Origin of the sequence: Mesorhizobium sp. BR1-1-13 (assembly GCF_020165515.1) — a bacterium.
Classification (GTDB): domain Bacteria; phylum Pseudomonadota; class Alphaproteobacteria; order Rhizobiales; family Rhizobiaceae; genus Mesorhizobium.
The window spans coordinates 34,693-58,588 of record NZ_JAIUIH010000015.1; the positions used below are offsets into that span (position 1 = coordinate 34,693).

Here is a 23,896-nt window from a genome sequence, read left to right on the forward strand (position 1 = left end):
TGCTTGCGGAAATTATATAATAGTTTGATGATGAGAAAAGATTTTTCTTAAACGAAAGACGAACTGAGGGCGAAAGAATGCGCATTTTCATAGCGGGCATGGACACCGAGACCAACACGTTCGCGCCCATCCCGACCGGCTACCACAGTTTCGAGGAAATGGGGATAGCGCGGGGCGACGCCACCTCGAAGCCATTGAACGAGCCGTCCTGCCAACTGTTTGTGTGGCGTCAGCGCGGCGAAGCCGACGGCCACGAGATCGTGGAAAGCCTGTGCGTCTGCGCCGAGCCCGGCGGCATAACCATCCGCAATGTCTACGAGCAGTTCCGCGACGAGATCCTAGACGAGCTCAAGACCGCCATGCCGGTGGACTGCGTGCTCCTGGCGCTGCATGGCGCTTTCGTCGCGGAAGGCTATGACGATACGGAGGGTGATCTTCTCGCGCGTGTCAGAGCTGTCGTCGGCCCCGACATCCCGATCGGGGCAGAGCTCGATCTGCACTGCCACACGACCCGCAAGATGGTCGACAACGCCACCGCTATCGTCGCCTACAAGGAATATCCGCACACCGACATCATGGACCGGGCCGGAGAGCTCTACCGCATTATCGTCGACACGGTGGAGGGGAAGGTCAGACCGGTGATGGCGCTTTACGACTGCCGCATGATCAGCACCTTCCGCGTGCAGGAGCAGCCAATGCGCGGCTTCGTTGATGGCATGACCGCCGCCGAAGCCGAGCCAGGCATACTGTCAGTGTCGCTTGGACATGGCTTTCCGCATGGCGACGTCGAGGATGTCGGAGCCCGCATGCTGGTCGTCACCGACGATGACAGATCGCTTGCCGAGCGGACCGCCGAAAGGTTCGGCAAACAGCTTTTCGCATTGCGTAACGATCTGATCCCGAAATTCCTCGGCATCGACGAGGCGCTCGATATCGCGCTCGCCGAGCCGCATGGGCCGGTCGTCATCGCGGATGTTTCGGACAATGCCGGCGGCGGCGCGCCGGGGGACTCCACCTACATACTGCGCCGGCTGATAGAGCGTGGCATCGGGAACGTGGCCAGCGCCATGTACTGGGACCCGATCGCCTATCGCTTCTGCGTCGAGGCCGGGATCGGCGGTACCATAGACCTGCGGGTCGGCGGCAAGTGTGGCGTGTTCTCGGGTATGCCTGTCGACCTGCGCGTTACAGTAAAGGGCCTCGGCCGCGAGTTGACGCAGCTGTTCGGCATCATGCCATGGCCGCTCGGGGATGCGGCATGGGTCACCACCGACGGCGGCATCGACCTGATCATCAACACGGTACGCACGCAGGTCTTCCACCCCGACTGCATGACTGCGCTCGGTCTCAATCCAAGCGAGCGACGCATCGTCATCGTCAAATCCAATTACCATTTTCAGGCTGGTTTCGCACCCATCGCCAAGCGCATCCTGTTCTGCGCCCCGCCTGGTGCGACGCAGCCCAACTTCGCCGCGATCCCGTACACAAAGCTCAAGACGCCTTGTTGGCCGAAAGTGGAAGACCCATTCGCGGCCGACGCGGCTTAAGCAATCGCATCATTCGGGGCGGAAAACACCGGCTGCGGCGCCGTGCGCGGTAACGCCATATCGTTTGCGCGCGTGACCAGATGACAGCGGACTGTTCGCAATCCGTCGGCGGGTACCAGAACCTGCGGCAGTTCGCAGCCGGTCGTCGCGGAAGGGCAGCGCTCCCGGAAGAAGCAGCCGGTCGGCAGTGTTCGGTTGCTCGGCAATTCGCCGGCGCGCGGTGCGATCGAGTTCAGTGGACGATCGAAACTCGGAACGGCGTCGAGGAGCGTTTTGGTATAGGGATGCCTGGGAGCGTCAAGCACGTCGAGCATCGGGCCTTTTTCGACGATCTGGCCGAGATACATGACGGCGACAAAATCGGCCACGTGGCGCACCAGCGACACGTCATGCGAGATGAGCACATAGGATAGTTTGCGCTCCGCCTGCAGCGACAGCAGCAGATTGACGATCTGCGCCTGCACCGACACGTCCAGCGCCGAGGTGGGCTCATCGAGGACCAGCAGCGCCGGTTCGACGGCGAGCGCCCTGGCAATCGCGATGCGCTGGCGCTGGCCGCCCGAGAACTCGTGTGGATAGCGATCGACATGCTCCGGCCGCAAGCCGACCGAGACGGCCAGTTCGGTTGCGCGCTCGATCAGTTGTTTGCGGGTGTAGCCGCCGCGAATGTGCAGAGGTTCGGTGATCAGGCGCCAGACCGGAAGACGCGGATCGAGCGACGATTGGGGGTCCTGGAAGATGATCTGCAATTGGGTACGCCGCGCACGGTCCCATTCAGTTCCCCTGAGTTTGATCGCACCCGCGGAAATGTCGGTCAGTCCGAGCATAGCCTGTCCAAGCGTGGTCTTTCCGCAGCCGGATTCCCCGACAATGCCGATCGTCTCGCCTTCGGCGACGCTGAACGACACGCCGTTGACGGCATGGACGTCGGCGCCACCGAACCAGCCCGAGGTGACGCGGTAGCGGACTTCCAGATCTTCGACGGAGAGGAGCGGAGGCTCGGTCACGCGGCTTGCGTCTCCTCGATACGGCGCCAGCAGGCGGCGCGGCGGGCGGGCTCCATGGCAGCCAGCGGCGGCACCGAGACGCAACGATCATTCGCCTCGCGGCAGCGCGCCCGAAAGAGGCAGCCGGCAGGCGGGTCAAGCAGGTCGGGCAAGGTGCCGGGGATCTGTTCCAGCGGTTGCTTGGGTGCCGCCAGCCCCGGCAGGCAGCGTATCAAGGCGCGCGTATAGGGATGGGCTGGCGCTGCCAGCACAGACGCGGTCCTTCCGGCTTCCGCGACCCGTCCGGCGTAAAGCACGTAGAGCCGGTCGCAAAGCTGCGACACCACGGCCATGTCATGCGATATCAAAACAACGGCCGTTCCCGTGCTCATCGCCTTGTGTTTGATGAGGCCCAGGATCAGCGCCTGCACCGTCACATCGAGGGCCGTCGTCGGCTCGTCGGCGATAATGAGCTTGGGTTCGCATGAGAAGGCCATCGCGATCAGCACGCGCTGTCGCATGCCTCCGGAAAGCTCGAACGGATAGGCCTGCATGATCCGTTCCGGCTCGCTGATCAGCATGTCGCGCAACAGGCCCGAGGCTTTGCCCGTCGCGGCCGCGTTGTCGAGACGCTGGTGACGGCGGATGACTTCGACGATCTGCTCGCCGATCCGTCGGGTTGGGTTGAGGGCGTTCATCGGCTCCTGGAAGATGGTCGACACCAGCCGCCCGCGCACATGCTGGAGTTCACGCTCGCTGAGCTTCATCGGATCCTTGCCGAACAGACGGATGCCGCCGCCGGTAATGTGCGCGCTGCCTTTGGGCAAAAGCCGCGTCGCCGCCATCATGGTCACCGATTTGCCGCACCCGGATTCTCCCACGATGCCGACGATCTCGCCGGCACGGACATTGAGGCTGACCCCGTTCAGCGCCTTGATCGGCCCGCGATAGGTGCGGAACTCGAGCGAAAGGTCGGAGATTTCGAGCAGGACATCGCCGGACGGTTCGGTCATCGGCCACCCAGCCTGGGATCGAGCATGTCGCGCAATCCGTCGCCCAGCAGGTTGAAACCCATCGCGCTGATCAGAATGGCCAGGCCGGGAAAGGTGACATACCACCACTGGTCGAGGAAATAGTTGCGCCCGCTCGACACCATGGAGCCCCATTCAGACGTTGGCGGCTGGGCGCCGAGGCCGATAAAGCTCAAAGCCGCGGCCGTCAGGATGGTGCCGCCAAGATCCAGTGTTGCCTGAACGATGATGGGCGACAGGGCGTTAGGCAGTATGTGCCAGCGCAGCATATAGGCCGGCGAAGCTCCGAAGCTGCGCGATGCCTTCACGTAGGTGCGGTTGCGCAGCGACAGCGTCTGCCCACGCGCCAGCCGCACATAGGCGGGCACCCGCACCACGGCGACGGCCAGCATAGCGTTGAACAGGCTCGGTCCCAACGCGGCGGCCAGCGCCATGGCGAGGATGAGTGCCGGCAGCGCCAGGAAGACATCCATCAATCGCATGATCGCGGTATCGACCATGCCGCCGATAACGCCGGACAGGCAGCCGATGATCGAGCCGATGACGGTCGAGATGATGACGATGGCAAAGGCGATGCCGCAGGACGCGCGCGCGCCGAAGAGCACCCGCGAAAACAGATCGCGCCCGACTTCATCGGTGCCGAAAAGGTGCTGCAGGCTGGGCGCGGCAAGCCTTGCTGAAAGTGAGATCTTGTCGGGCGGGTAGGGTGCGAGCAGGGGCGCGGCCATGATCACAAACAGCACCATCAGCGCGATTGCGGCGCCGATCAGAGTGAGGGGACTTCCCTTCACGCGATACCAAAACCGTCCCACGCGAAGCCGCGATGCCGGCCGGGGCAATGTAGCGATACCATCCGCCGCCATCAGCCGAGTTCCCTGATCTGTGGGTCGAGAACCATATAGGTCAGATCGACCGCGAGATTGATCAGCACGTATCCCAGCGAAGCGACAATGGTGAAGCCCATGATCGCGGGAAAATCCAGCGTCTGGATCGATGACACCACATAACTCCCCATGCCTGGCCAAGCGAAGATCGTTTCGGTCAGCACCGCGCCGTAGAGCAGATCACCGAAGGCGAGGCCAAGCAGCGTCACCGACGGGATCAGGGCATTGGGCAAGGCGTGCCGCAGGATGACCGCCGATCGCGACAAACCATTCGCCCGCGCGGTGCGCACATAATCCTCCTGCAGGACGTCCAGCATCGAGGCCCGGATCTGGCGCGTGATGATGCCGAGATTGGCGAAGGCGAGGACAAAGGCCGGCAGGATGAGGTGATAGAGCGACGACCAGAAGGCTTTCAGGTCGCCGGCGACAAGCGAGTCGACCAGGAAGAAGCCGGTGATGCGCGGCGGCGCGGCGATGCCAAGCGTGATGCGACCGCTGCCCGGCAGGATCGGTATCTTGACATAAAACAGGAGGATGAGCGCCAGCCCGAACCAGAATACCGGCATTGAAATGCCGGCGACCGACACGACACGCGCCGCCTGGTCGATCGGTCCGTCCTTGTAGATTGCCGAAAGCACGCCGAGCGGCACGCCAATCATGATTGCCGTCACCAGCGCGGCGATGCCGAGCTCAAGCGTGGCGGGCAGGAACAGGGCAATATCGCCGGCCACCGGGCGCCGTGTCCGCAAGGACTGGCCGAGATCGCCCGACAGGAGCTTCTTGACGTAGATGACAAACTGCTGGGCAACGGGCTTGTCCAGACCAAGCTCCTGGCGCACATGCGCCAACGTCTGGGCCGAAGCCTTGTCCCCGGCGATCAGCTGCGCCGGATCGCCGGGGATCAAATGCGAAATCGTGAAGGTGATGACCGCGACGCCAGCCACCACGAAGACCAGCAAGACGAGGCGCCGAAGGATTGTTGAAATAAGCGACATGCCTTCGGCGCCGATTTCTATTCGGACTTGGACATATCGGCGATGTTGTAGACCTGGATCAGCATCGGATTGTAGACGTACCCCTTCACCGAGGATCGCATGGCGAAGATGTCGTTCTTCTGGAACAGAAGGACGTAAGGTGCATCCTCGTTGGTGATTTTCTGCGCGTCGATATAGAGCTGCTCACGCTTCTTCTGGTCGACGGTCGCGAGCGCCTGGGTGATCAAATCGGTCACTTTCGGGTTTTCATAGAAGGCTCGGTTGCCGGGGGCCCCCATCTTGGTCGGGTCGAACCAGATGTTCATGAACATGAACGGATCGGCGAAATCGGGCGTCCAGGCGCCAGTCGCGATGTCGTAGTCACCCTTGGCGACCAGCTCGCGCTTGGTCGTGTCGGCGACATTCTTCATATCCATCGTGACGCCGATTTCGGCGAGCGAGGCCTGCAGCGCAAGCCCCACCGGCTCCCAGGCGGAGTCGGCCTGCGAATAGGTGAAGCTGATGTGCAGATTGGAAACACCGGCGTCGGCAAGGAGCTGCTTGGCCTTCTCCAGTTCGTAGCTGTACTGCATGCCCTGCGGGTCATGGCCCCACATGCCGTCCGGGACAGCCCCGCGCATCTGTTCGGCCTGGCCCTGCATGACGCCGTCGACCAGCCCCTTGTAGTCGACTGCATAGGATATGGCCTGACGGACCTTCGGATTGTCGAAGGGCGGTTTCTTGTTGTTCAAATAGAGATAGACGACATAGAGGCTGGGATTGCTCTCGATGACCACCCCCGCGCTTGATTTCATGGCCTCGGCCTGGTCGACCGGAACCTGGTCGATCAGGTCGGCGTCTCCGTTCTCCAGTTGCAGGCGGCGCGACGACATCTCGCGTACGATCTTGAAGATGACCTGCTTGAAGGCCGGCGCCTTGCCGGCATAGTGGAGATTGGGATCGAGCGTGATCTGCTGGTTGCGCTCCCAGCCCGAGATTTTGAAAGCGCCGCTGCCGGCGCTGTGCTCGGCGAGCCAGGCCTTCGCGTCGTCGCCGTTGACCGCGTGCTCTTGCGCCTTGGGATTGACGATCGATCCGGCCGAAGTGGCGAGCGCCGACAGGAACGGCGCAAATGGCGCCGACAATTCGAACTTCACGGTCCGCGGGTCGACAATGACGACATCCTTGACAGTCGGGAACATGTCGCCCGGGCCTGCCGCCAGCTTCTTTACGCGGTCGAATGAATATTTGACCGCGGCGGCATCGACCGGCGAACCATCGTCGAATATGTGTCCCGCCGCCAGCTTGAAGGTCCAGCTGAGGTTGTCGGGCGCCGTAGTCCAGCTCTCGGCAAGCTCCGGAATGACCTCGGTCTTGGCGCCGTCATATTTCACCAGGCGCTCGTAGGCCGGGAAGATCAGCGTATAGCCGTTGTTGCTGACCTCGACGCCAGGGTCAGCCGTAGGCGGATCCTCGGCCTTGGCGATGACCAGGACATCCTTGTCGGTGGCCCAGCTCGGCCCCGCGAAGGTCAAGGCTGTCAACGCGGCAAATGCCGCAAAAGTCGGCAGGTGACGTAACAACATGATGCGCTCCCCTCGAGCTTGTGTTTTGCATCTCTCACGGGACGGGCCGAGGGATGCCTTTCGGCCACGCTAACACCCGCATTTCGGATGGCAAGCCGATTTTTCCGATAGGAAACCGATTTTTCTAATTAGCCAAGTGTCATTTCCGCTTCGCCAGCCTCGCGCTCGTCATGAGGGCGCACGTTTTTGGCGCCGCTGATGAGGGTCTGCTCCGACTGGCCGGATGCCGACGTGCACACGCACAGGATCCGGGCCGGCGTGTCGCCGACGCTGACATAGGCGTGACCCATTGTGCTTTCGAAGTAGACCGACTCTCCTGTTTTCAGCCTCAGCGTCTCGTACACGTCGGTGTGCAGCTCCACTTCGCCTTCGAGTACATAGGTGAATTCCTGGCCGGGATGACGGATGAGTTCGCCAAACGTTTCGATGCTTTGCTGGGTGATTGCTCCCAGCATGGGGATCATTTCCTTGCGCGACAGCTCCGTGCATAGAAAGCGATAGACATAGTTGGGGGTTTCGACGATCCGCCCGTCCTCAAGCCGGCTGACGGCACGCGCGCCATGTGCGATGGGAGAGACGCTGGCTTTTCTCACGCCGAAGAGTTCGGTTATGTCTACCTTGAGCCCTTGGGCAAGCTGCAGCAGCTTGTCATACGTCAGCGACATCTGGTTGTTCTCGACCTTTGAAAGGGTGGAAATGGCCAGACGCGACATCTGCGCGACCTGCGTCAGTGTCCAGCCCCGCTTCCGGCGCAAAACTTTGAGGCATTCTCCCAGACTTGGCTTCGAATCGCTCATGGCGGACCCTTTCGACATTGGCAGTCTAGGGTTGAGACCCAACAAAGTCGACTCGCAAGCGGCGCCGTCTTTATCATAGGAAAGGGGTTTGACCGATCAGAAAAATTCTGCTTGGCTGCCGGCGCTTGCGCGAGAGAGGCCATGGGCCACTTTGCGTGGGAAGGCGGAGCTAATCCCCAGCCCGAATCCAGTTCGTCCTGCCGCTGACGAACGAACTCCGTCACCCGTGTCCATTCCCAGCCCGGGCTTGACCGGGCCAAGGCATTCCGTCGCTTCATCAAAACGGCCGGCCTGGGCATCGCTGCGCGTCACCGTCGCGCATCGTCTCGACCGTGAACCTGACTTTGATATTCCCCATCGGCCCCTCCCGGCGCCGACCATAGCCAATCATCATCTAAAAGGAAGACCCATGGACAAGAGCGTTCCAGCCGGAGCGGCGATGCTGTTCGACTTCATTGGCGCCATCCAAGCGCCGCACGACTACAGACCAGTTGTCCAATCCAAGGCCACCGCTGCGCCTTACGTCGCCTCACCGGAGCTCACTGCTAGTCGGCGCGGCGCCGTCCGCCGGAACACCTTAGAGCACCAACAATGCCCACGACGGTGCGTACTCCGGCAAGCGTCTATCTTGGGCGGAGTTCTACCAGTGCGACCAGACCTGCGGCTGGTCCATCAAGCTGCCAGCCACTCGTCTGCTGCACGGGCCGCAGCCAGCTCGAGCGCGTCTGGAGCAAGAATTCCACGTGATCGGGCAAATGCTTCGAAAGCAATCCGCGCTGACTCAACCTCCCGCTCGCCGCGAAGCGCCGACTGGCAAACGGCGAGCGTTGCGGCGTAGCTCGGACTCCGGCTGCCGGTCCACTCATCAAGAACTCGGCACGCCTCTATCACCGAATGAATATCAAACGCGAAACCCATCCCAACGAATATTGATACAGGCTGCGAGAAGCGCTTGTCGGCCATCGGTGAAAATCTCCAGTGAGGTTGGCCACCACAACGCGCAAACAGTAAGACGGTTGCAGCGCGCCTGACAGATATCCAACCGGGGTACCCGCCGAACCTCACGCAAGGATGGTCGCTATCCGCTTAAGTTTTTTGAGCTTGAGCCGGGCCAGCTTGCGTACAGAACCCTGAAACTCCTCTTCGCCGGACTCGACGACAAAAACCAGTGTCATGAAATCCAGCAGGAAGTCATCGATCGCTTTGATTGTCGTTTCTGATTCTGAAGCCTGCGAGCAAACGCTTTGCTTCATCAATCCTGTCCGCGTCCGGCGCGTCGATGAACGCCTCAATTTTCTGGAAGATTTCCAAACCTTCCCCCTCCCGACCGCGCCCAGAAACTCACGTTGGCGCGAAAGGTTCCCTGTGGAAAGGAAAGTCCAGGGACCGCAATTTCCAGCGGGCGCTTGCGCTCGTCCTCAAATCCGAAGGTGGATGGAGCGATAACCCACTCGACAAGGGCGGCGCCACCATGAAGGGCGTCACACTGGTTTCCGCCGCTATGTGAAGGCGGACGCCATGAAGGCCGATCTCAGGAAGACCAGCGATGCTCAGATTGCAACTGTCTATCGGCGCTTTTATTGGGACGCCGTGGTTCGGGTCACGCCCTGCTTGGGTCGTCGGCGAAGGGAATTTCGGTTCTCCGATGTCGGGCGCACGAACCGCCATATGCGACGGAGTGCCGATTTTGTTTTCCGTTTCAACCAGGGCATGTTTTCCAAATTGTCGGGGAATCGAACCGTGCTGTGTTGTGTAAGTGCGCGCGAGTCGACCAAATCAGATCCTTCTGGATACAGATGGTACGACTGAACGCAGAGCGCAGGCAGTATTTGATACGTTTTCAGGCCTCGGGCTACGCCAAAGGCAGGGTTAAACATCACATGGTCTACCGGATCGGAAAATCGCTCGGTAAGTTTTAACAGCCGCTTTGCAGCAGATTTCGAGATGATGTATCCAGCCGTCCCGAAGTGCAGGCTGCGCAGGAGGGTAAGGCGGAAATTGCCGGGTAACATAGAAACCACGCGGTCCAGCCACACCCTCCCCAGGACCGTCTCTATTTTGACAATGTCGGCGTCGGCCGGTATCCAAGTAGTGTCGTCCCCTATGAATTGAGGTAAATGTGAGGAGATGATTACATCATCCTCAAAAACGCAGCCAAATGGCTCTTGCCCCAAGGCTATCTCCGACCAGCAATTGCGATGGCTCAGAAAGCAGCCAACTTCCCCCGACGTCAGCGTGGCCGCGTTAGGGATGGGCTGATATATCGCCATCACGTCATCGTAGTGAAGCAAACTTCCATCCACAGCTGGAATTCCTTGAAACTCCAAACGAATCGACGTGAAGCGTTGACATATCCGATCCCACCTAGCCGGGCTCCGGTCTAGGTTAATTACATATGATTTCACGAAAAGCCCCCCGGCTATTGTATATATGAGCGCGACTGCTATGTCATTGCTTATAGAACAACAAGGGTGTTTTACGTTTAGTCCAGAGCATTGCTGGTGTGCTGCTGGGTGACAGGCTCGGGGCGGCGTGCCTGGCAAGACCACTGCTCATCTAGAATTGGACTTAGGTCCTGCGCCGATCCGACCAAAGCCCGGCCCTGGAACGTTTTCCTTTGAACGATGTTGTGTCGCGCAATCTCTCAGGGAGGAAATTTATGAGAATGCATTTTACAGCCGCCGCCGCGATCCTCTGTCACGCAAGCGTGGCATGTTTGTTGCTTCCACAATCATGAGGGAGCAACGGAGCTCGATAGGGGATGTATCGGAATCACGCAGAGCTATGCGCCCGCGCGAGTGCGCTAGGCATCACAATCTATCAACGTTCTAAGACAGTGTGGATTGCGGCCGGACCCTATCGAGGCCGCGACTGGGAGGTAAAAGGGCGGTCTCCAGCTATTGCGCTCGCTCTATGGGTTGAGGCTACCCAATACCGAGGGTCGATATAAGGGGCGTCTATCGAGGTTAGGTGGCCGGCGTCTCTTTGGGGGCGGGTGGGGTAACCAACCTGCCGTAGGGACGCCGGCCTGCGGGTTGGAGTTCCGCAATGAAATAAGCCAGCACGAGATGCCTTGGGCCATCGGAGTTAACAATTGTTAATTTGGCATTTGTGAATAAGGTCTGGACAAGGGCGGTTAGCTTCGTGAGCCGGCAAGCGGCGCCAAGGTCTTGCCGCGTCTCCATTCGAACTCCCCGAGCCCCTGGCACATGGCGCATTAGAATTCGTAGGCGACGAGTTCGACACGTTCCGCGCGGTCCCTCCCACATGGCGGGCGCGCGCGAACCGTCGGCGTAGATGATGGTGGCTTTGGCAAGGTCGTAGCGGTCGTCGATCTTCGCGGCGGGGAGATGCCAAAGCCGTCGCCATTGCACAGCGGACAAACCTTGATCAGCATGAACGGCCTCCTCAACCTTTCAAACATTCAATTTGGCTAAAATGTTCCGGAACTGAAACGGGCGTCGCGGCTTGAGTCGCGTCGGTAACGTGGGTTGTCAATTGCGTTAGCTTTCCGGCGGGGGTCGGCTGAAGTTCATCAGGCCAATGGAGCCAGAGCTTGTCGACCGGCCGCTCGAGGGGGACGGGTGGTGCCACGAAATCAAATTCGACGGCTATCGCACGGAAGTGATCAAGGACATCGACGGCATTCGCTTCTACACCAAGAACGGCTTCGACTGGACGGACCGCTATCATGAGCTTGCCCGGGAGGCGGCGTCGATCGAGGCGGAAAGCTTCATCTTCGAAGGCGAGGCGATCAGGATCGACGAGGCCCTCCATGTCGCTGTTCATGGTATCGCGCTCAGGTCTGAGCCGCTTCATAATCTGTACGATCATGGCGCGCCCGCGCCCTTCCATTTTGTCCAACCCTGCCGACGGCATGATGTCGTACCGGCAAGCAAAAAATATAGACGTAATCGGGCGTGTATGCTGTCCGGAACATATTCAGCTTAGCTTATATTCACTTCTGTAATTCCGAATTTTGATTAACCTCTTTATAAATCGTCTTATGTGTGGTTCTCAATGCAGTCTGATCTCTAGTGCCGATTCGGTTGCTAGTGGAACGCCACTGTCCGCACCGGAGAGGAATGTGATCGTGGTTGGGAGCCGACTATGTTGGGGAGAGGGCGATGCTTGAGCGCATCAAGCCAGTAGCGGGGATTACGAATTTGCTTGGTCGTAGCGCAACCACGTAGGCGGCTTGTCCCAGAGTATCTTCAATTGATTTCGTTAACAGGTTGTTTTCCCTTGATTCAACCACTCGTTGAAGGGAATTCCAGTCCGGTGTTAGCGATGGCGCCGTACGCTTCAAGGAGGCTGCCCTGAAAAAGGGGGGACCTTGCGGGCAGCGGAAGGGGGTTTTGCATGAAACGCGGCGGTGCTTATGCCCGGAGTCTGACTCGCTCGGCCTCGGCGAGCAGGGGTATTTCCTTTGCTAGCCTCGCCTTGGCGCTCGAGCCCCGCTTCATGTACGACGCGGCCGGCGCGGCGACTGCGGCGACCGTTGCGGATCAGGCCCACGCCGCCCAGAGTGCTTCGGCAACCGACAGATACGGCGAACCGGCGCACGCAAATTCGGACCACTCCGGCGACGCCGCGCGTGGCGATATAACGGATGCGAATAGCCGCACGGAGACATCGCACGCCGAGCCGCTTCCGACCTCAGGCCCGGCGCCCGTCACCGAGATCGTCTTCGTCGACGGCCGCCTGCCGGACATCCAATCCTTCACCCCGCGTGCCGGTGCCGAGATCGTCGTTCTCGACCCCGCTCGCGACGGAATTACGCAGGTCAGCGAAACGCTGGCCGGCTATCGCAATCTTTCGGCGATCCATTTCGTCGGCCATGGCGAAAGCGGCTCCTTCGGCGTCGGGTCGACGGCCGTCGACGGCGCAACCCTGGCCGCGCGTGCCGGAGAGATCGCCGGATGGGGCGCCTCGCTCGGCACCGATGGCGACATCATGATCTGGGGATGTGATGTCGGGTCGATGCCTTCGGGCGAAGCGCTGGTTGGGAGCCTCTCGGCACTCACCGGAGCCGACGTGGCGGCTTCCGCCGACGCCACCGGTGCCGCGGCACGCGGCGGCGACTGGATTCTGGAAGTCGAAAGCGGCGAGATCGATGCCGCCACGCCTTTCGAAGCGGCCTCGCTCGATAGCTGGGATCATCTGCTCGATCCGCCGACGATCAGCGGGGCGTCCGGTACTGTGAGAGTGGCCGAGCCAAGCGACCTCAACGCAGCCGGCGCCGATCGCGCTTCACTCGCGGCCTGGCAATTCAACAGCAATGTCTCCGGTAGTGTCACCGTCACAGCGATAGTGGGTGACACCTCAATCGGCGCCGTATTGAACAGCGGCGGACTCGGCACCGCAATTACTGGCGGTTGGAGCTTTACGGGCACGCTGACGCAGGCGAATGCCTGGCTCGACAGCCTAAACTTCGCCGCGGCCGATGTGGAGCGCGGCAATAGCGCCGGCTCGACCAGCATCTCGCTGACGATTCAGGACGCGGACGGCGGCACTGCGAACCATTCCATTGCGGTCGAGGTCACCCCCTCCAACGATCGCGCCATTCTTGATGATCGCTCCACGGCCGTGATCGAGGGCGGCACCTTGACGCTTGGTACGGGCGTGCTTGCTCCGGTCGATCCGGAGGTTACGGCCGGGACACAGGTCTCCAGCCAGATCGTCTATCGCCTGACCGATGACCCCCAATTCGGCTATCTCACGCTCAATGACCAGCGTATCGGCGTCGGCTCCATTTTCACGCAGCAGGACGTAATTGGCGGCAAGCTCGCCTATCATCATACTGCAACAGGAGCGGACCAGAACAGCCCGGATAGCTTCACGATCTCGCTCAATGACGGCGCAACGCCGCAGGCAAGTTCCGACACGGCTACGATCACACTCGATATAACGCCGGTGAATCAGGCGCCCACGGTCTCCGGCAGCGGCGCGGTGTATGAGGGCCAGCCTGCCAATGCCACTCTCGGCGGCGTGCCGCAGTCTGTGGTCGGCAATCTCATCAATGCGAGCGGTGGCGGCGATAGCGGCGATACCGTGCTGAATGTCCAACTGACCGATCTGCCGGATCACGGCACGCTCTATTTCACCGGAACGGCAACCGTCGGCGGCGTCACCCAAAGTTTCACCAATCATGCCATCACGGCGAGCGACATCAACACCGGTTTTGTCTTTGTTTATGCCAACCGGGCCGGCCTAACCTATGCGAACGACGGGGTCGATGGTTCGAACGGCCGCCCCCCCAACGACAGCTTCGGGGTCAAGGTTATCGACGGCGGCGGCGGAACCGGAACCGCAGCGGAGGCGACCGGCACGATTGATCTGACGATCCGTCCGGCCAACGATGACCCAGTGTGGGTCGAAACCAGCACACGCACAGCGACCGTGCCGGCGCTGACGGGCAATACGTCAACCGACTACAAGGTGATCCTGACCCCAACGATGCTGAATGCGACAGACGTCGATTCGGCGCCCGAAAACATCACCTTTATCGTCACGTCGCAGACCGGCCTCAATCAGGGACGGCTCGTCTACAAAGACGTGAACGGTGCCGAATCCTTCCTGCCGGAAGGTGGTACTTTTACGTTGGCGGACGTGCAGGCCGGGCGGGTGCAATATTGGCAACTTGATGGCGCAGACCCGGCCACCGGCTTGACGGACAGCTTCATTTTCCAGGTGGTGGACAATGCGCTCGCGCCCCACTGGAATGACGACGGCGCGCAATTCGAACGCCTGGGCGGCGTCTATACAGGGCCGACCTCTTCGGACACTTTGCGGAACTTTACCTTTACGATCAATCTGATCGAGACGCCCAACGGTACGAACGGCACTCTACCGACCCGCCAAACGACGACGGCGAGCGCCAGCTCGACGTTCGCCGGCACGAACCCGACCGGAACCTCGTTTGGTTCGCTGGTCGAAGGAGGGACCGTCGTCCTGACCAACGGCACGGCCGGCCAGCCCGGCCTGAACTACACGGTGGAAGGGGTCGACCCTTCCCAGGTCGTCTATACCGTGCTCGGTTTTGACGGCGCTGGCCCGACCTGGAACGGCGAGTTGCAGAAGTTCGTGAACGGCGCCTGGGTCAACCTGAGCGTCTACGACACCTTCAGCCAGGCGGATCTTAATGCCGGACTGGTCCGTTTCCAGCACGATGGCGGCGAGGATTTCGAATCGAGTGTCAGGCTTCAGGCCTCGGCCGGCGTGCTCGTGAGCGATGGCAGCGGCGGCCTCACCGCCGACCAGTGGGATGCGGACTTCACCTTCTACATAAAGCCGGTGAATGATGCACCAGTCGCGACCGGATCGTCGGAAAATATTATCGACGAGGGCGAGACCGTAGCCATCACGTCAGGCATGCTGAACTTCGGCGACGCGGACGATGCCCAGAGCGAGAGCTATCTTGAGGGCACCCCCACACTGCCCGGCGGCGGCGACAACTATGCAGTCAACCACGATGCTTCCGAGCCGCTGACCTTCACGGTCACCAACGCTGCGGACCACGGCAAGCTGCAATATTACAACGGCAGCGATTGGTTGGATCTCCCCGCCGGTATGGAGATCGACGCCTCCTGGATCACGAACGACCCAGCTAGCACGCGCTTGCGTTACGTGCACGATGGCGGGGAGGACCGCAGCGATGCGTTCGAGGTGCAGGCGACCGACCGCTGGGGCGCGACGTCGACCATCGCAACGGTTGGCTTCTTCATCACCAACGTCAACGATGCACCGCAGATTGCGCAGGACCCGACGCAGCCCGATCCAACAGGAAATCTGCCGTCGGGTACCAGCGCAAATCAGCCGCTGGAGATCACCTGGGAAGGCTCGTTCTCGCAGATCACGTCGGCTATGCTGCGGGCGGTCGATCCGGACAGCACGGCGCAGCAGGTGCAGTACCGCATCACGACTGCACCCGCGCACGGCCGCATCGCCTATTCGACCGACGGGCTGAACTTCACGACGATTGGCGTCGGCTCGGCCTTCTCGCAAGCAGATCTCGACGCCGGCCGCATCTATTATCTCAGCAATGGCGACGACCCGACCAGCAGCGGCTACCCGAGCACGCCCGACGACACTTTCGTCTTCACACTGGCGGACGGCGCCGCCGAGCAGACGGCGCGCGAGTTCTGGATCTATCTCAAGCCCACCAACGACGCACCGGTCGTTACAGCCCCGTCTGGTCCGGTCAACGTGACTGACAATCTGACTAGCGTGCCGGGCTTCAGCGTCGCCGATCCCGATCTCGAGACCACGACGGCACAAGAACAGGACTTCGTGCAGGTGGTCGTGCGACTGCTCAATTCCAACAACAGCGCCTTCGGCGCCGTTGACTATGCGGACGTGCAGCTCGATGTCACCGCCGGCGGTACGACCATCGATGCAGATCACGACGGAAACGGCGATTTCCTTGTGCTGCGGGGTACGGCCGCCGACGTCAATGCTGCGCTGACCACCCTCAAGGTGTCGTTCGGCAATGACAGGGATCAGGTCTATAAAGTCGAGGTCATTGCCGATGATCGTCTGCGTGACGCAGGCGGCAATCTCGTCGACAGAGATGGAAGCATCGCTGGCGTGCAGCCGGGCGGCAATGGTGGCGGCACGCTGAACGAGCCGGAGACTCCCATGACCGGCACGCCTCTGACCGTGCCATCGACCGAATATAACTGGTACGCCGATGCGGCGCCGACCAGCGGTGCCATCGCCGGCAACATTGCGGCGGCGACTGTGATCATCCGCGCGTCCAGCATCAACGATCCGGCGACGCTGACGAGCGGAAGCAACTCAGCATCGACCTACGAAGACCAGGCGACACCGATCGGCAGCCAGATCAGTTTCACGATCGCGGATCCGGAATCCGCGGCGTTCGGGACGCCCGTGACAGTAACGCTCACCGTGCCGAGCGGCATGCTCAATGTCGCGGCGAGCGCGGGCGCCCTCACGGTCAGCGGCCGAGACACCGGTACGCTGGTCCTCACCGGTACCGCGCAAGATATCCAGAACCTCCTCAATTCGAGCCTCACCTATAGAGGCGCGCAGAACGTCAACCACGACCTCAATGGCGTCACGGCCGGGGATGTGACGCTCGCCGTCTCCTTCAGCGACAGCGGCTCCAACCTCGGCACCGGCCAGGCTGCGAACAATCCGCCCGATCTGTCGCTTGCGCTCGACATCACTCCGGTGAACGACGTGCCGACCGTCTCGGCCGGGTCCGGCTCGGTGCTGGTGAGTGGATCGACGGTGGTCCCGGGCTTTTCAGTCGGCGATATCGACCTCGGCGGCGATGGCCAGGCCGGTCTCGCAGCCGGCGAAACCGATTTCGTCCAGGTGACGGTGCGGATCACGTCGACCTCAGATGTTCCGCTCAGTGGCCTGCAGCACCAGGACGTCAACATCACCTCCATGAGTGCTCCGGGCGAGGGGAGTACGTTCGAGGTCGACAATACTTACGATGGGACCGGCAGCGCGCTCGTCATCCGCGGCACTCGCGATCAGGTGAACACCTATCTTGCCGGGCTGCAGGTCGAGTTCACTGGCAGCCTCGCCAACAGCGACAATCATTACCGCGTCGAGGTCGTCGCGGACGACCGCGTGCGTGACGTCTTGTCAGGGGCGCTGACGGGAGGCGCCGACGGCGGCCTCAACGACAATGGCGGCAACGGTGCCGCCGCCGTGCCGACGACGGCGATCGACCCCTATGCGGCCGTTCCGGGCGGGCTCGCGCTCAATGTGGCTTCGAACTCTCGCGATCTCTTTTCGAGCGGTGCCAACGATCCAGCGCATATCGACCTTAGCGGCCCCCTCGTCACGCCCGAAGGCTCAACCACGGTCCAGCTTGGCGGTATTGCCATCACCGACAGTGACGCTTTGAGCGACACCGTTACCGCCACCGTGACGCTCCCCAGCGGCTTCACCTTCGCTTCGGCGGGCGGTTCGGCCGGTGTTTCCGGTATCGGTACCGGCACGCTCACGCTCAGCGGGTCGGTCGCGGACATCAACTCGACAGTGAACAGCATCCGAATCCAGCTTCCCGATGTCGCCGGCGCGCCGACGGCGGGCGACTGGAACGGTACGTTCAACGTGACCATCGAGGTAAACGATGGCGGCCACAACGGCGCCCGACCCGGGAGCCTGGCGGGCGACACGAATGACGCCACCGCTAATCCCGGCGATTTCGCTTTTGCCGATGGAGCGAGCGCGGCGCTCTTGACCACACGTAGCTTCACCTTCACGGTGACGCCGGTGAACGATGCGCCCCAGGTTGTCGGCGACGGGACGGAAACGCTGCCGGCCGCTCAGGAGGACAGCGCGCCCGCCGGCCAGACCGTCGGTAGCCTTTTCGGAGGTCAGTTCGGCGATCCGCTCGATCCCATTGCGGGAGGTTCGAGCTCGAACAGCTTCGCCGGCGTCGCCATCGTCGGACTGACGACCAATGCCCTCCAGGGCACGTGGCAATATTTCGACGGCAGCACCTGGGTGGCTATCGGCACGCGGAGCCTCGACGACGCGCTCATCCTCAGCGCCGACACGCTGGTTAGGTTCAACCCTGCAGCCGATTTCCATGGTACGCCCAATGCGATGACCGTCAGACTCGTGGAAGACGGCGGAACCGTGCCGACAAGCGGCACCGTTGTCGATCTGTCCGGCGGAGGCGCCACCGGTGGCACGACACGCTACAGCAGCGGATCGGTCGTGCTGTCGACCAGCGTCACCAACACCAACGACCGGCCGACGCTCGGCAACGGGACGTTGAGCAGCGTGCCGGAAGATACTACTGGTCCGTCCGGAGCTACGGTTTCGGCATTGTTCGGCGTCAGCTACGGCGATGTAACAGACAACCAGTCGGGTATTACGGGCGGCGGAAATGCCGCAACCAGCTTTGGCGGCATCGCGATTATCGGCAATACGGCGTCGGCGGGGCAGGGCATCTGGCAATATTCTCTCGATCAAGGCGCGACATGGGACGACGTCTCGACGGCGGTCTCCGACGCGGCAGCACTGCTGCTGCCCACGACTGCGCGGCTGCGCTTCCTCCCCGCCGCCGACTTCAACGGCATACCCGACGGGCTCACCGTCCGCGGTGCGGATAGCACGGTCAACTTCGCTGCAAGTGCCGACATCTCGGCGACGGTGAACGACCAGACGAGCACATGGTCGTTTGTTCGCACGCTATCCACTATGGTCACACCGCTCAACGATGCACCGGTGCTCAACGGAACGGCCAGCAACCCGACTGTCGTCGAAAACAGCGAGACGGGCACCGGAAACAGTATTCCAGGGACGGCACTGGTCAATAGCGGTACGGTCACGCTGTCGGATATCGACCTGACCACGACGCCGGGTCTGAGCGTGTTCGGGTCTGGCCAGATCACGGTACGCCTCGGCGCGTCCTTCCGGACGGGAGACGTCCTGTTCGTCGACGGCGCGCTGCCGGTGGGTGTGAACGTCAGCGGAGGGACCAACGGCACGCTCACGATCACCCTCGACGGCGATACCACGATCGCCGAGGTGCAACAGATCATCGCGCAGATCTCCTACCGCAACACCAGCGACAACCCGACGAACTATGGCGCGGACACGACCCGCAGCTACACCATCACACTGGAAGACGGAAACAACCAACAGGCCGGCGGCAATGCCGGCGGTGCGACGTCGCTCGCTGCCGCTCCGATCTCGGGAACGATCACAATCCAGATCACCAACGATCCGCCAGTTGCGGTCGATGACGTGAACACGATCGCAGAAGGCACGGCTTCCGTCGGCGGCAATGTAATCGCCGGTGCAGCCGGCGGTGCCGGGCAGGACACGGATCCTGACACTCAGGTGTTGACGGTCACGGATGTGAGCCGCGGGGGCACATCGCTGGGCGTTGGATCGCGCTTCGCGACCACCCACGGTTGGCTGACGCTGCACGCGGACGGCACCTACACCTACGAGCTTGACAACAGTGACGCTGCGGTCAATGCGCTGAAGACCGGGCAGACGTTGACGGATGCCGTCGACTATACGATCAGCGACGGGGCAAGCGGCACGGATACCGCGACGCTGACGATCACCATTACGGGCACCACGGACGGCTCGCCCACCATCATGCCGGTCGACGGCAATGGCGGGGCGACCGGCGAGGCTGAGGTCCACGAGCACGGCCTAATTGGCGCGGCGGACACGAGCGAGACGACCACCGGCACCGTCAACATCACGGCGCCGGATGGCCTTGCCTCGATCACCGTGGGCGGCACGACGGTGACGCTGGCTCAGCTGAACAGTCTCTCGGGCTCGCCGGTCGTGATCGACACGGGCGAGGGTACGCTGACACTGACCAGTTTCACGCCGGGCGCCGTGGTCGGCGGCGTGCCAACGAGCGGTACGCTGAACTACAGCTACGTGCTGAAGGTGGCGCAGAACCAGCCCGCGGCGACGGAGGGCCTGGACCAGATCCCGTTGATGGTCACGGATGCGGGCGGAGACACCGCGATCGGCACGCTGACGGTGCTTATCATCGACGACGCGCCTACGGCGCAAAACGACGCGGCGGCGATCGTGGAAGACAGCGCCGCCGTGAGCGGAAACGTGGTGACCGGGGCGGGCCCGCAGGATGTGACGGACAGCTTCGGCGCCGATGGTCCCCCCGCCAGCGGCAATGTCGTGACCGATGTGAGTTTCAACGGCACGGCACGCACCGTGGGAACGGCATTTACGACCGCCTATGGCTCGCTGACGCTCAACGCCGATGGCAGCTACACCTATCAGCTCGACAACAGCAATCCGCTCGTCAATGAGCTGAAAGCCGGCGACACGCTGAGTGAGACCACTAGCTACACCATCATCGACAGCGACGGCGAGACCTCGACCGCCACGCTGAAGATCACGATCCAAGGCAATACAGACGGCGGCCCGAGCATCGTTCCCGTAGACGCTAACGGCGGTGCGACGGGCGAGGCCGAGGTCTATGAACGCGGCTTGACCTCGTCGTCGGATTCGAGCGAGACCACGACGGGCACTGTCAACATCACGTCGCCGGATGGGCTTGCCTCCATCACAGTCGGCGGCACGACGGTAACGCTGGCGCAGCTGAACAATCTCTCGGGCTCGCCGGTTGTGATCGATACGGGCGAGGGTACGCTGACGCTGACCGGCTTCACCGCAGGCAGCTCTGTTGGCGGCGTGCCGACGAGCGGCATGCTGAGCTACAGCTACGCATTGCAGGCGCCGCAGAACCAGCCGTCGGCGACGGAGAGCCTGGACCCGATCGCACTTATGGTGACGGATAATGGCGGCGGTAGCGCGAATGGCACGCTGGCAGTGCGTATCATCGACGACGCGCCGACGGCGCACAACGATGCGGCGACGATCGTGGAAGACACCGCGACCGTGAGCGGCAACGTGGTGACGGGAGCGGGTCCGCAGGACGTGGCCGACGTCTTCGGTGCCGATGGTCCTCCCGCCGGCGGCGACGTCGTGACCGGGGTGAGCTTCGGCGGCACCGCGCGCACGGCAGGCACGGCGTTTACAACCGCCTACGGCTCGCTGACGCTGAACGCCGACGGCAGCTACTCCTACACGCTCGACAACGGCAACCCGGCCGTCAATCAGCTGAAGACCGGCGACAGTCTGAGCGAGACCGTCAGCTACACCATCGTCGACAGCGACGGCGAGACCTCGAGCGCGACGCTGACCATCACGATAGAGGGCAATACCGACGGATCGCCGAGTATCGTCCCCGTTGACGGCAATGGCGGAGCGGCGGGCGAGGCAGAGGTACAGGAGCACGGCCTGACCTCGCCGTCGGATATAAGCGAGACCAGGACGGGCACTGTCAACATCACGTCGCCGGATGGCCTTGCCTCCATCACCGTGGGCGGCAGGACAGTGGCGCTGGCTGAGCTGCAGACGTTGGGCTCGACGCCGATATCGATCGACACGGGCGAGGGCATCCTGACGTTGACCGGCTTTGTGCCAGGCCTTGCTGCGGGCGCTGTGCCGACGAGCGGAACGCTGAGCTATAGCTACATGCTGAAGGCGCCGCAGAGCCAGCCATCGGCGACGGAGGGCCTGGATCCGATCGCTCTGACCGTGACGGACGCGGGGGGCGACAGCAGCACCGGTACGCTGACGGTGCGCATCATCGACGATGTGCCGGTTGCGGAGCCGGATGCGGCAATGATCGCCGAGAACACCAGCGCGGTCACGGGCAATGTGGTGAGTGGCGGCGGTGCGGGCGACGTGGCCGACGATCTTGGCGCCGATGGCGGCACGGTGACCGGCCTGAGCTTCAACGGGGATTCCAAGCCGATCGGAACTCCCGCGAGTGCCACATACGGCACCCTGACACTGAATGCCGACGGCAGCTATTCCTATGTGCTGGACAACGCCAACCCAGCCGTCGACGGGCTGCGTCCGGGCGAGACAGTTACGGAGGTCTTCACCTACACGATCACGGATAGTGACGGCGACACGTCCACCGCAGAGCTCACCATCACCATAACCGGCTCGAATGACGCGCCGGTCGTCGTCGACACGAACCATACGGTGAGCGGCGTCGAGGATGGTGCCATCGTGCTCACGCCTGACGACTTCGCCTCGACAGATGTCGACACGGGCGATGCGCTTGAGGACGTGAGAATCATCAATTTGCCGGCCAGAGGCACACTCTATCTGGACGGCAAGGCGGTCATCGCCGGAGACGCCATGAGCGTGGCCGACATCGCGGCCGGCAAGCTCACCTATCGCCCGGCACCGGACGGGAACGGCGCCGGATATACGAGTTTCCGATATCAGCTCGGCGACGGCACCGACTACTCCGCCACAGCCACCATGCGCATCGATATCGAACCGCGCAACGATACGCCGACGGTCACAGGGCCGAGCAGTGTCTCCACCATGCCAGACACACCCGTGGCTTTCGATGGCGGCAGTGGTTCCAATCATGCGCCGGCCGTCAGCATCGACGACCTGATCGACCTCTCGGCGACCGGGGCGGCCGATGCCTTCACGATCTCGCTGAGCGTTGCGAATGGCGTGATCAGCATCGCCGATCCGACCGGAGCCATCACAGGGGAGGGGAGCGGAACGACGCTCACTATTTCGGGCACGCGTGATGCCATCAACGCAGCGCTTGCCACGCTCACCTATAGGGCCGATCGCAACTACGCAGGTTCCGACCAGCTGACCATCGCCCTGGACGACCATCTGAACGGCGGCTCAGGAGCCGGCGCCCGGCCTGGAACGGCGACCCATGTGGTGGATATTACCGTGATCCAGCCACCCCCCGGCGATCCAAACATCATGAACCCGCCTGATCAATTCGATGAGCGTGGGGAACAAGAGTATTGGGGCGGAGCGTCACAGTGGGATATTCGCGGGCTTGACGAGCAATCCTATGGCGACATGGGGCATCTCGAAGGCCGCCCCATCTACCGCTACACGGTGACCTGGCAGCCGGTCACGCAGCAGATGTCGTTCCAGCAATATGGGCTCGAGGGGGGGACGCTCTTCTTCGAGGCCCGACTCGGCCGCGACCTGCCACTGCCGTCCTGGATAACCTTCGATGCGCATACCCAAAGCGTCACCGCCATACCGGACGACACTGTGAAGCCGGGCGTCTACACCGTGCGTGTGGTTGCTCGCGACACCGACGGGAACGAGGCGGAGTCCGTGCTCACCATCCACGTGTTGCGCGACGTCAAGAAGAGCTTCGATTTCGGTACTGGGAAACATCCACATCCGGAAAAGGCCACCAAGCCTGCCAAGCCGGACAATGTAACTGACGAGATCAAGCCTGGTAGCTCTCCTCAGCCGGAGCAAAGAGACGCTCCGACCGGGGATGATCACGACGGCGACAAGTCGACGGAAAACCATGAAATACAGGTTCCGGACCAAATGGGCGCTGGGCTTCCGCACGTTTCGCTTGCCACGTTCGATATCGAACCGGAAGGCGGAAAAAACAGTATCTCGTTAAGCAATCTTTTGTTAGCGCTCGGTCCTGCCGGCCAAATGATTCAAGCGGCACGTTTCATCGAATCATTGGCGGCGGATGCGAGCGGCGACCGCTGAGTGCGTGGCGGCAAAAATCCAGA

At 62.0% G+C, this 23,896-nt stretch carries 12 protein-coding genes and 1 pseudogene; 4 read left to right on the plus strand and 9 right to left on the minus strand.

Annotated elements, in window-relative coordinates:
- The first annotated feature begins 77 nt into the window (after window positions 1–77).
- Complete coding sequence (locus tag LB533_RS26510) at window positions 78–1,547, plus strand: M81 family metallopeptidase (RefSeq protein ID WP_224678589.1); 1,470 nt, start codon at window positions 78–80, stop codon at window positions 1,545–1,547.
- On the opposite strand, the gene LB533_RS26515 is transcribed toward LB533_RS26510, so the two are convergent.
- The 8 genes from LB533_RS26515 to LB533_RS26550 form a co-directional block, all read right to left on the minus strand.
- Entirely contained in the window at window positions 1,544–2,554 is a 1,011-nt protein-coding gene (locus LB533_RS26515; RefSeq protein ID WP_224678590.1) for an oligopeptide/dipeptide ABC transporter ATP-binding protein, read from the minus strand. The genes LB533_RS26510 and LB533_RS26515 overlap by 4 nt on opposite strands.
- Entirely contained in the window at window positions 2,551–3,546 is a 996-nt protein-coding gene (locus tag LB533_RS26520) for an ABC transporter ATP-binding protein (protein ID WP_224678591.1), read from the minus strand. The genes LB533_RS26515 and LB533_RS26520 overlap by 4 nt, the downstream gene beginning before the upstream one ends.
- Entirely contained in the window at window positions 3,543–4,427 is an 885-nt protein-coding gene (ddpC, locus tag LB533_RS26525; RefSeq protein WP_224678592.1) for a D,D-dipeptide ABC transporter permease, read from the minus strand. The genes LB533_RS26520 and ddpC overlap by 4 nt, the downstream gene beginning before the upstream one ends.
- Window positions 4,427–5,443, minus strand: a complete 1,017-nt coding sequence (locus tag LB533_RS26530) for an ABC transporter permease (RefSeq protein WP_224678593.1) — start codon at window positions 5,441–5,443, stop codon at window positions 4,427–4,429. The genes ddpC and LB533_RS26530 overlap by 1 nt, the downstream gene beginning before the upstream one ends.
- Window positions 5,444–5,460: 17 nt before the next feature.
- Window positions 5,461–7,008, minus strand: a complete 1,548-nt coding sequence (locus tag LB533_RS26535) for an ABC transporter substrate-binding protein (RefSeq protein WP_224678594.1) — start codon at window positions 7,006–7,008, stop codon at window positions 5,461–5,463.
- Between the two features lie 128 nt (window positions 7,009–7,136).
- Window positions 7,137–7,805, minus strand: coding sequence for a helix-turn-helix domain-containing protein (locus tag LB533_RS26540; protein ID WP_224678595.1), 669 nt, complete (start codon window positions 7,803–7,805; stop codon window positions 7,137–7,139).
- Window positions 7,806–8,477: 672 nt separating this feature from the next.
- Window positions 8,478–8,768 (minus strand): DUF982 domain-containing protein, encoded by a 291-nt coding sequence (locus LB533_RS26545; protein ID WP_224678596.1) that lies wholly within the window; start codon window positions 8,766–8,768, stop codon window positions 8,478–8,480.
- 98 nt (window positions 8,769–8,866) lie between these two features.
- Window positions 8,867–9,058, minus strand: coding sequence for a hypothetical protein (locus LB533_RS26550; RefSeq protein WP_224678597.1), 192 nt, complete (start codon window positions 9,056–9,058; stop codon window positions 8,867–8,869).
- Between the two features lie 110 nt (window positions 9,059–9,168).
- Here LB533_RS26550 and LB533_RS26555 point away from each other — a divergent pair.
- Window positions 9,169–9,401: pseudogene (locus LB533_RS26555) on the plus strand (glycosyl hydrolase 108 family protein); the annotation flags it as partial.
- Here the strand turns inward: LB533_RS26555 and LB533_RS26560 are convergent.
- Window positions 9,383–10,354 carry a glycosyltransferase family 25 protein gene (locus LB533_RS26560; RefSeq protein WP_318012510.1) on the minus strand — a complete coding sequence of 324 codons (972 nt, stop codon included), beginning with the start codon at window positions 10,352–10,354 and terminating at the stop codon, window positions 9,383–9,385. The pseudogene LB533_RS26555 and the gene LB533_RS26560 overlap by 19 nt on opposite strands.
- 994 nt (window positions 10,355–11,348) lie before the next feature.
- On the opposite strand from LB533_RS26560, the gene LB533_RS26565 reads away from it, so the two are divergent.
- Window positions 11,349–11,756, plus strand: a complete 408-nt coding sequence (locus tag LB533_RS26565) for a hypothetical protein (protein ID WP_224678599.1) — start codon at window positions 11,349–11,351, stop codon at window positions 11,754–11,756.
- A 411-nt stretch (window positions 11,757–12,167) separates the two neighbouring features.
- On the plus strand, window positions 12,168–23,873 hold the full coding sequence (locus LB533_RS26570; RefSeq protein WP_224678600.1) for a cadherin-like domain-containing protein: 11,706 nt from the start codon (window positions 12,168–12,170) through the stop codon (window positions 23,871–23,873).
- The last annotated feature ends 23 nt before the right edge of the window (window positions 23,874–23,896 follow it).

Excerpts from the sequence above, each read along its gene's own strand:
- LB533_RS26545 (WP_224678596.1), bottom strand. The coding sequence starts at position 8,768 with ATGGCCGACAAGCGCTTCTCGCAGCCTGTATCAATATTCGTTGGGATG.
- LB533_RS26570 (WP_224678600.1), top strand. The coding sequence starts at position 12,168 with ATGAAACGCGGCGGTGCTTATGCCCGGAGTCTGACTCGCTCGGCCTCG.
- LB533_RS26510 (WP_224678589.1), top strand. The coding sequence starts at position 78 with ATGCGCATTTTCATAGCGGGCATGGACACCGAGACCAACACGTTCGCG.
- ddpC (WP_224678592.1), bottom strand. The coding sequence starts at position 4,427 with ATGGCGGCGGATGGTATCGCTACATTGCCCCGGCCGGCATCGCGGCTT.
- LB533_RS26520 (WP_224678591.1), bottom strand. The coding sequence starts at position 3,546 with ATGACCGAACCGTCCGGCGATGTCCTGCTCGAAATCTCCGACCTTTCG.
- LB533_RS26550 (WP_224678597.1), bottom strand. The coding sequence starts at position 9,058 with ATGAAGCAAAGCGTTTGCTCGCAGGCTTCAGAATCAGAAACGACAATC.
- LB533_RS26565 (WP_224678599.1), top strand. The coding sequence starts at position 11,349 with ATGGAGCCAGAGCTTGTCGACCGGCCGCTCGAGGGGGACGGGTGGTGC.
- LB533_RS26540 (WP_224678595.1), bottom strand. The coding sequence starts at position 7,805 with ATGAGCGATTCGAAGCCAAGTCTGGGAGAATGCCTCAAAGTTTTGCGC.
- LB533_RS26530 (WP_224678593.1), bottom strand. The coding sequence starts at position 5,443 with ATGTCGCTTATTTCAACAATCCTTCGGCGCCTCGTCTTGCTGGTCTTC.
- LB533_RS26535 (WP_224678594.1), bottom strand. The coding sequence starts at position 7,008 with ATGTTGTTACGTCACCTGCCGACTTTTGCGGCATTTGCCGCGTTGACA.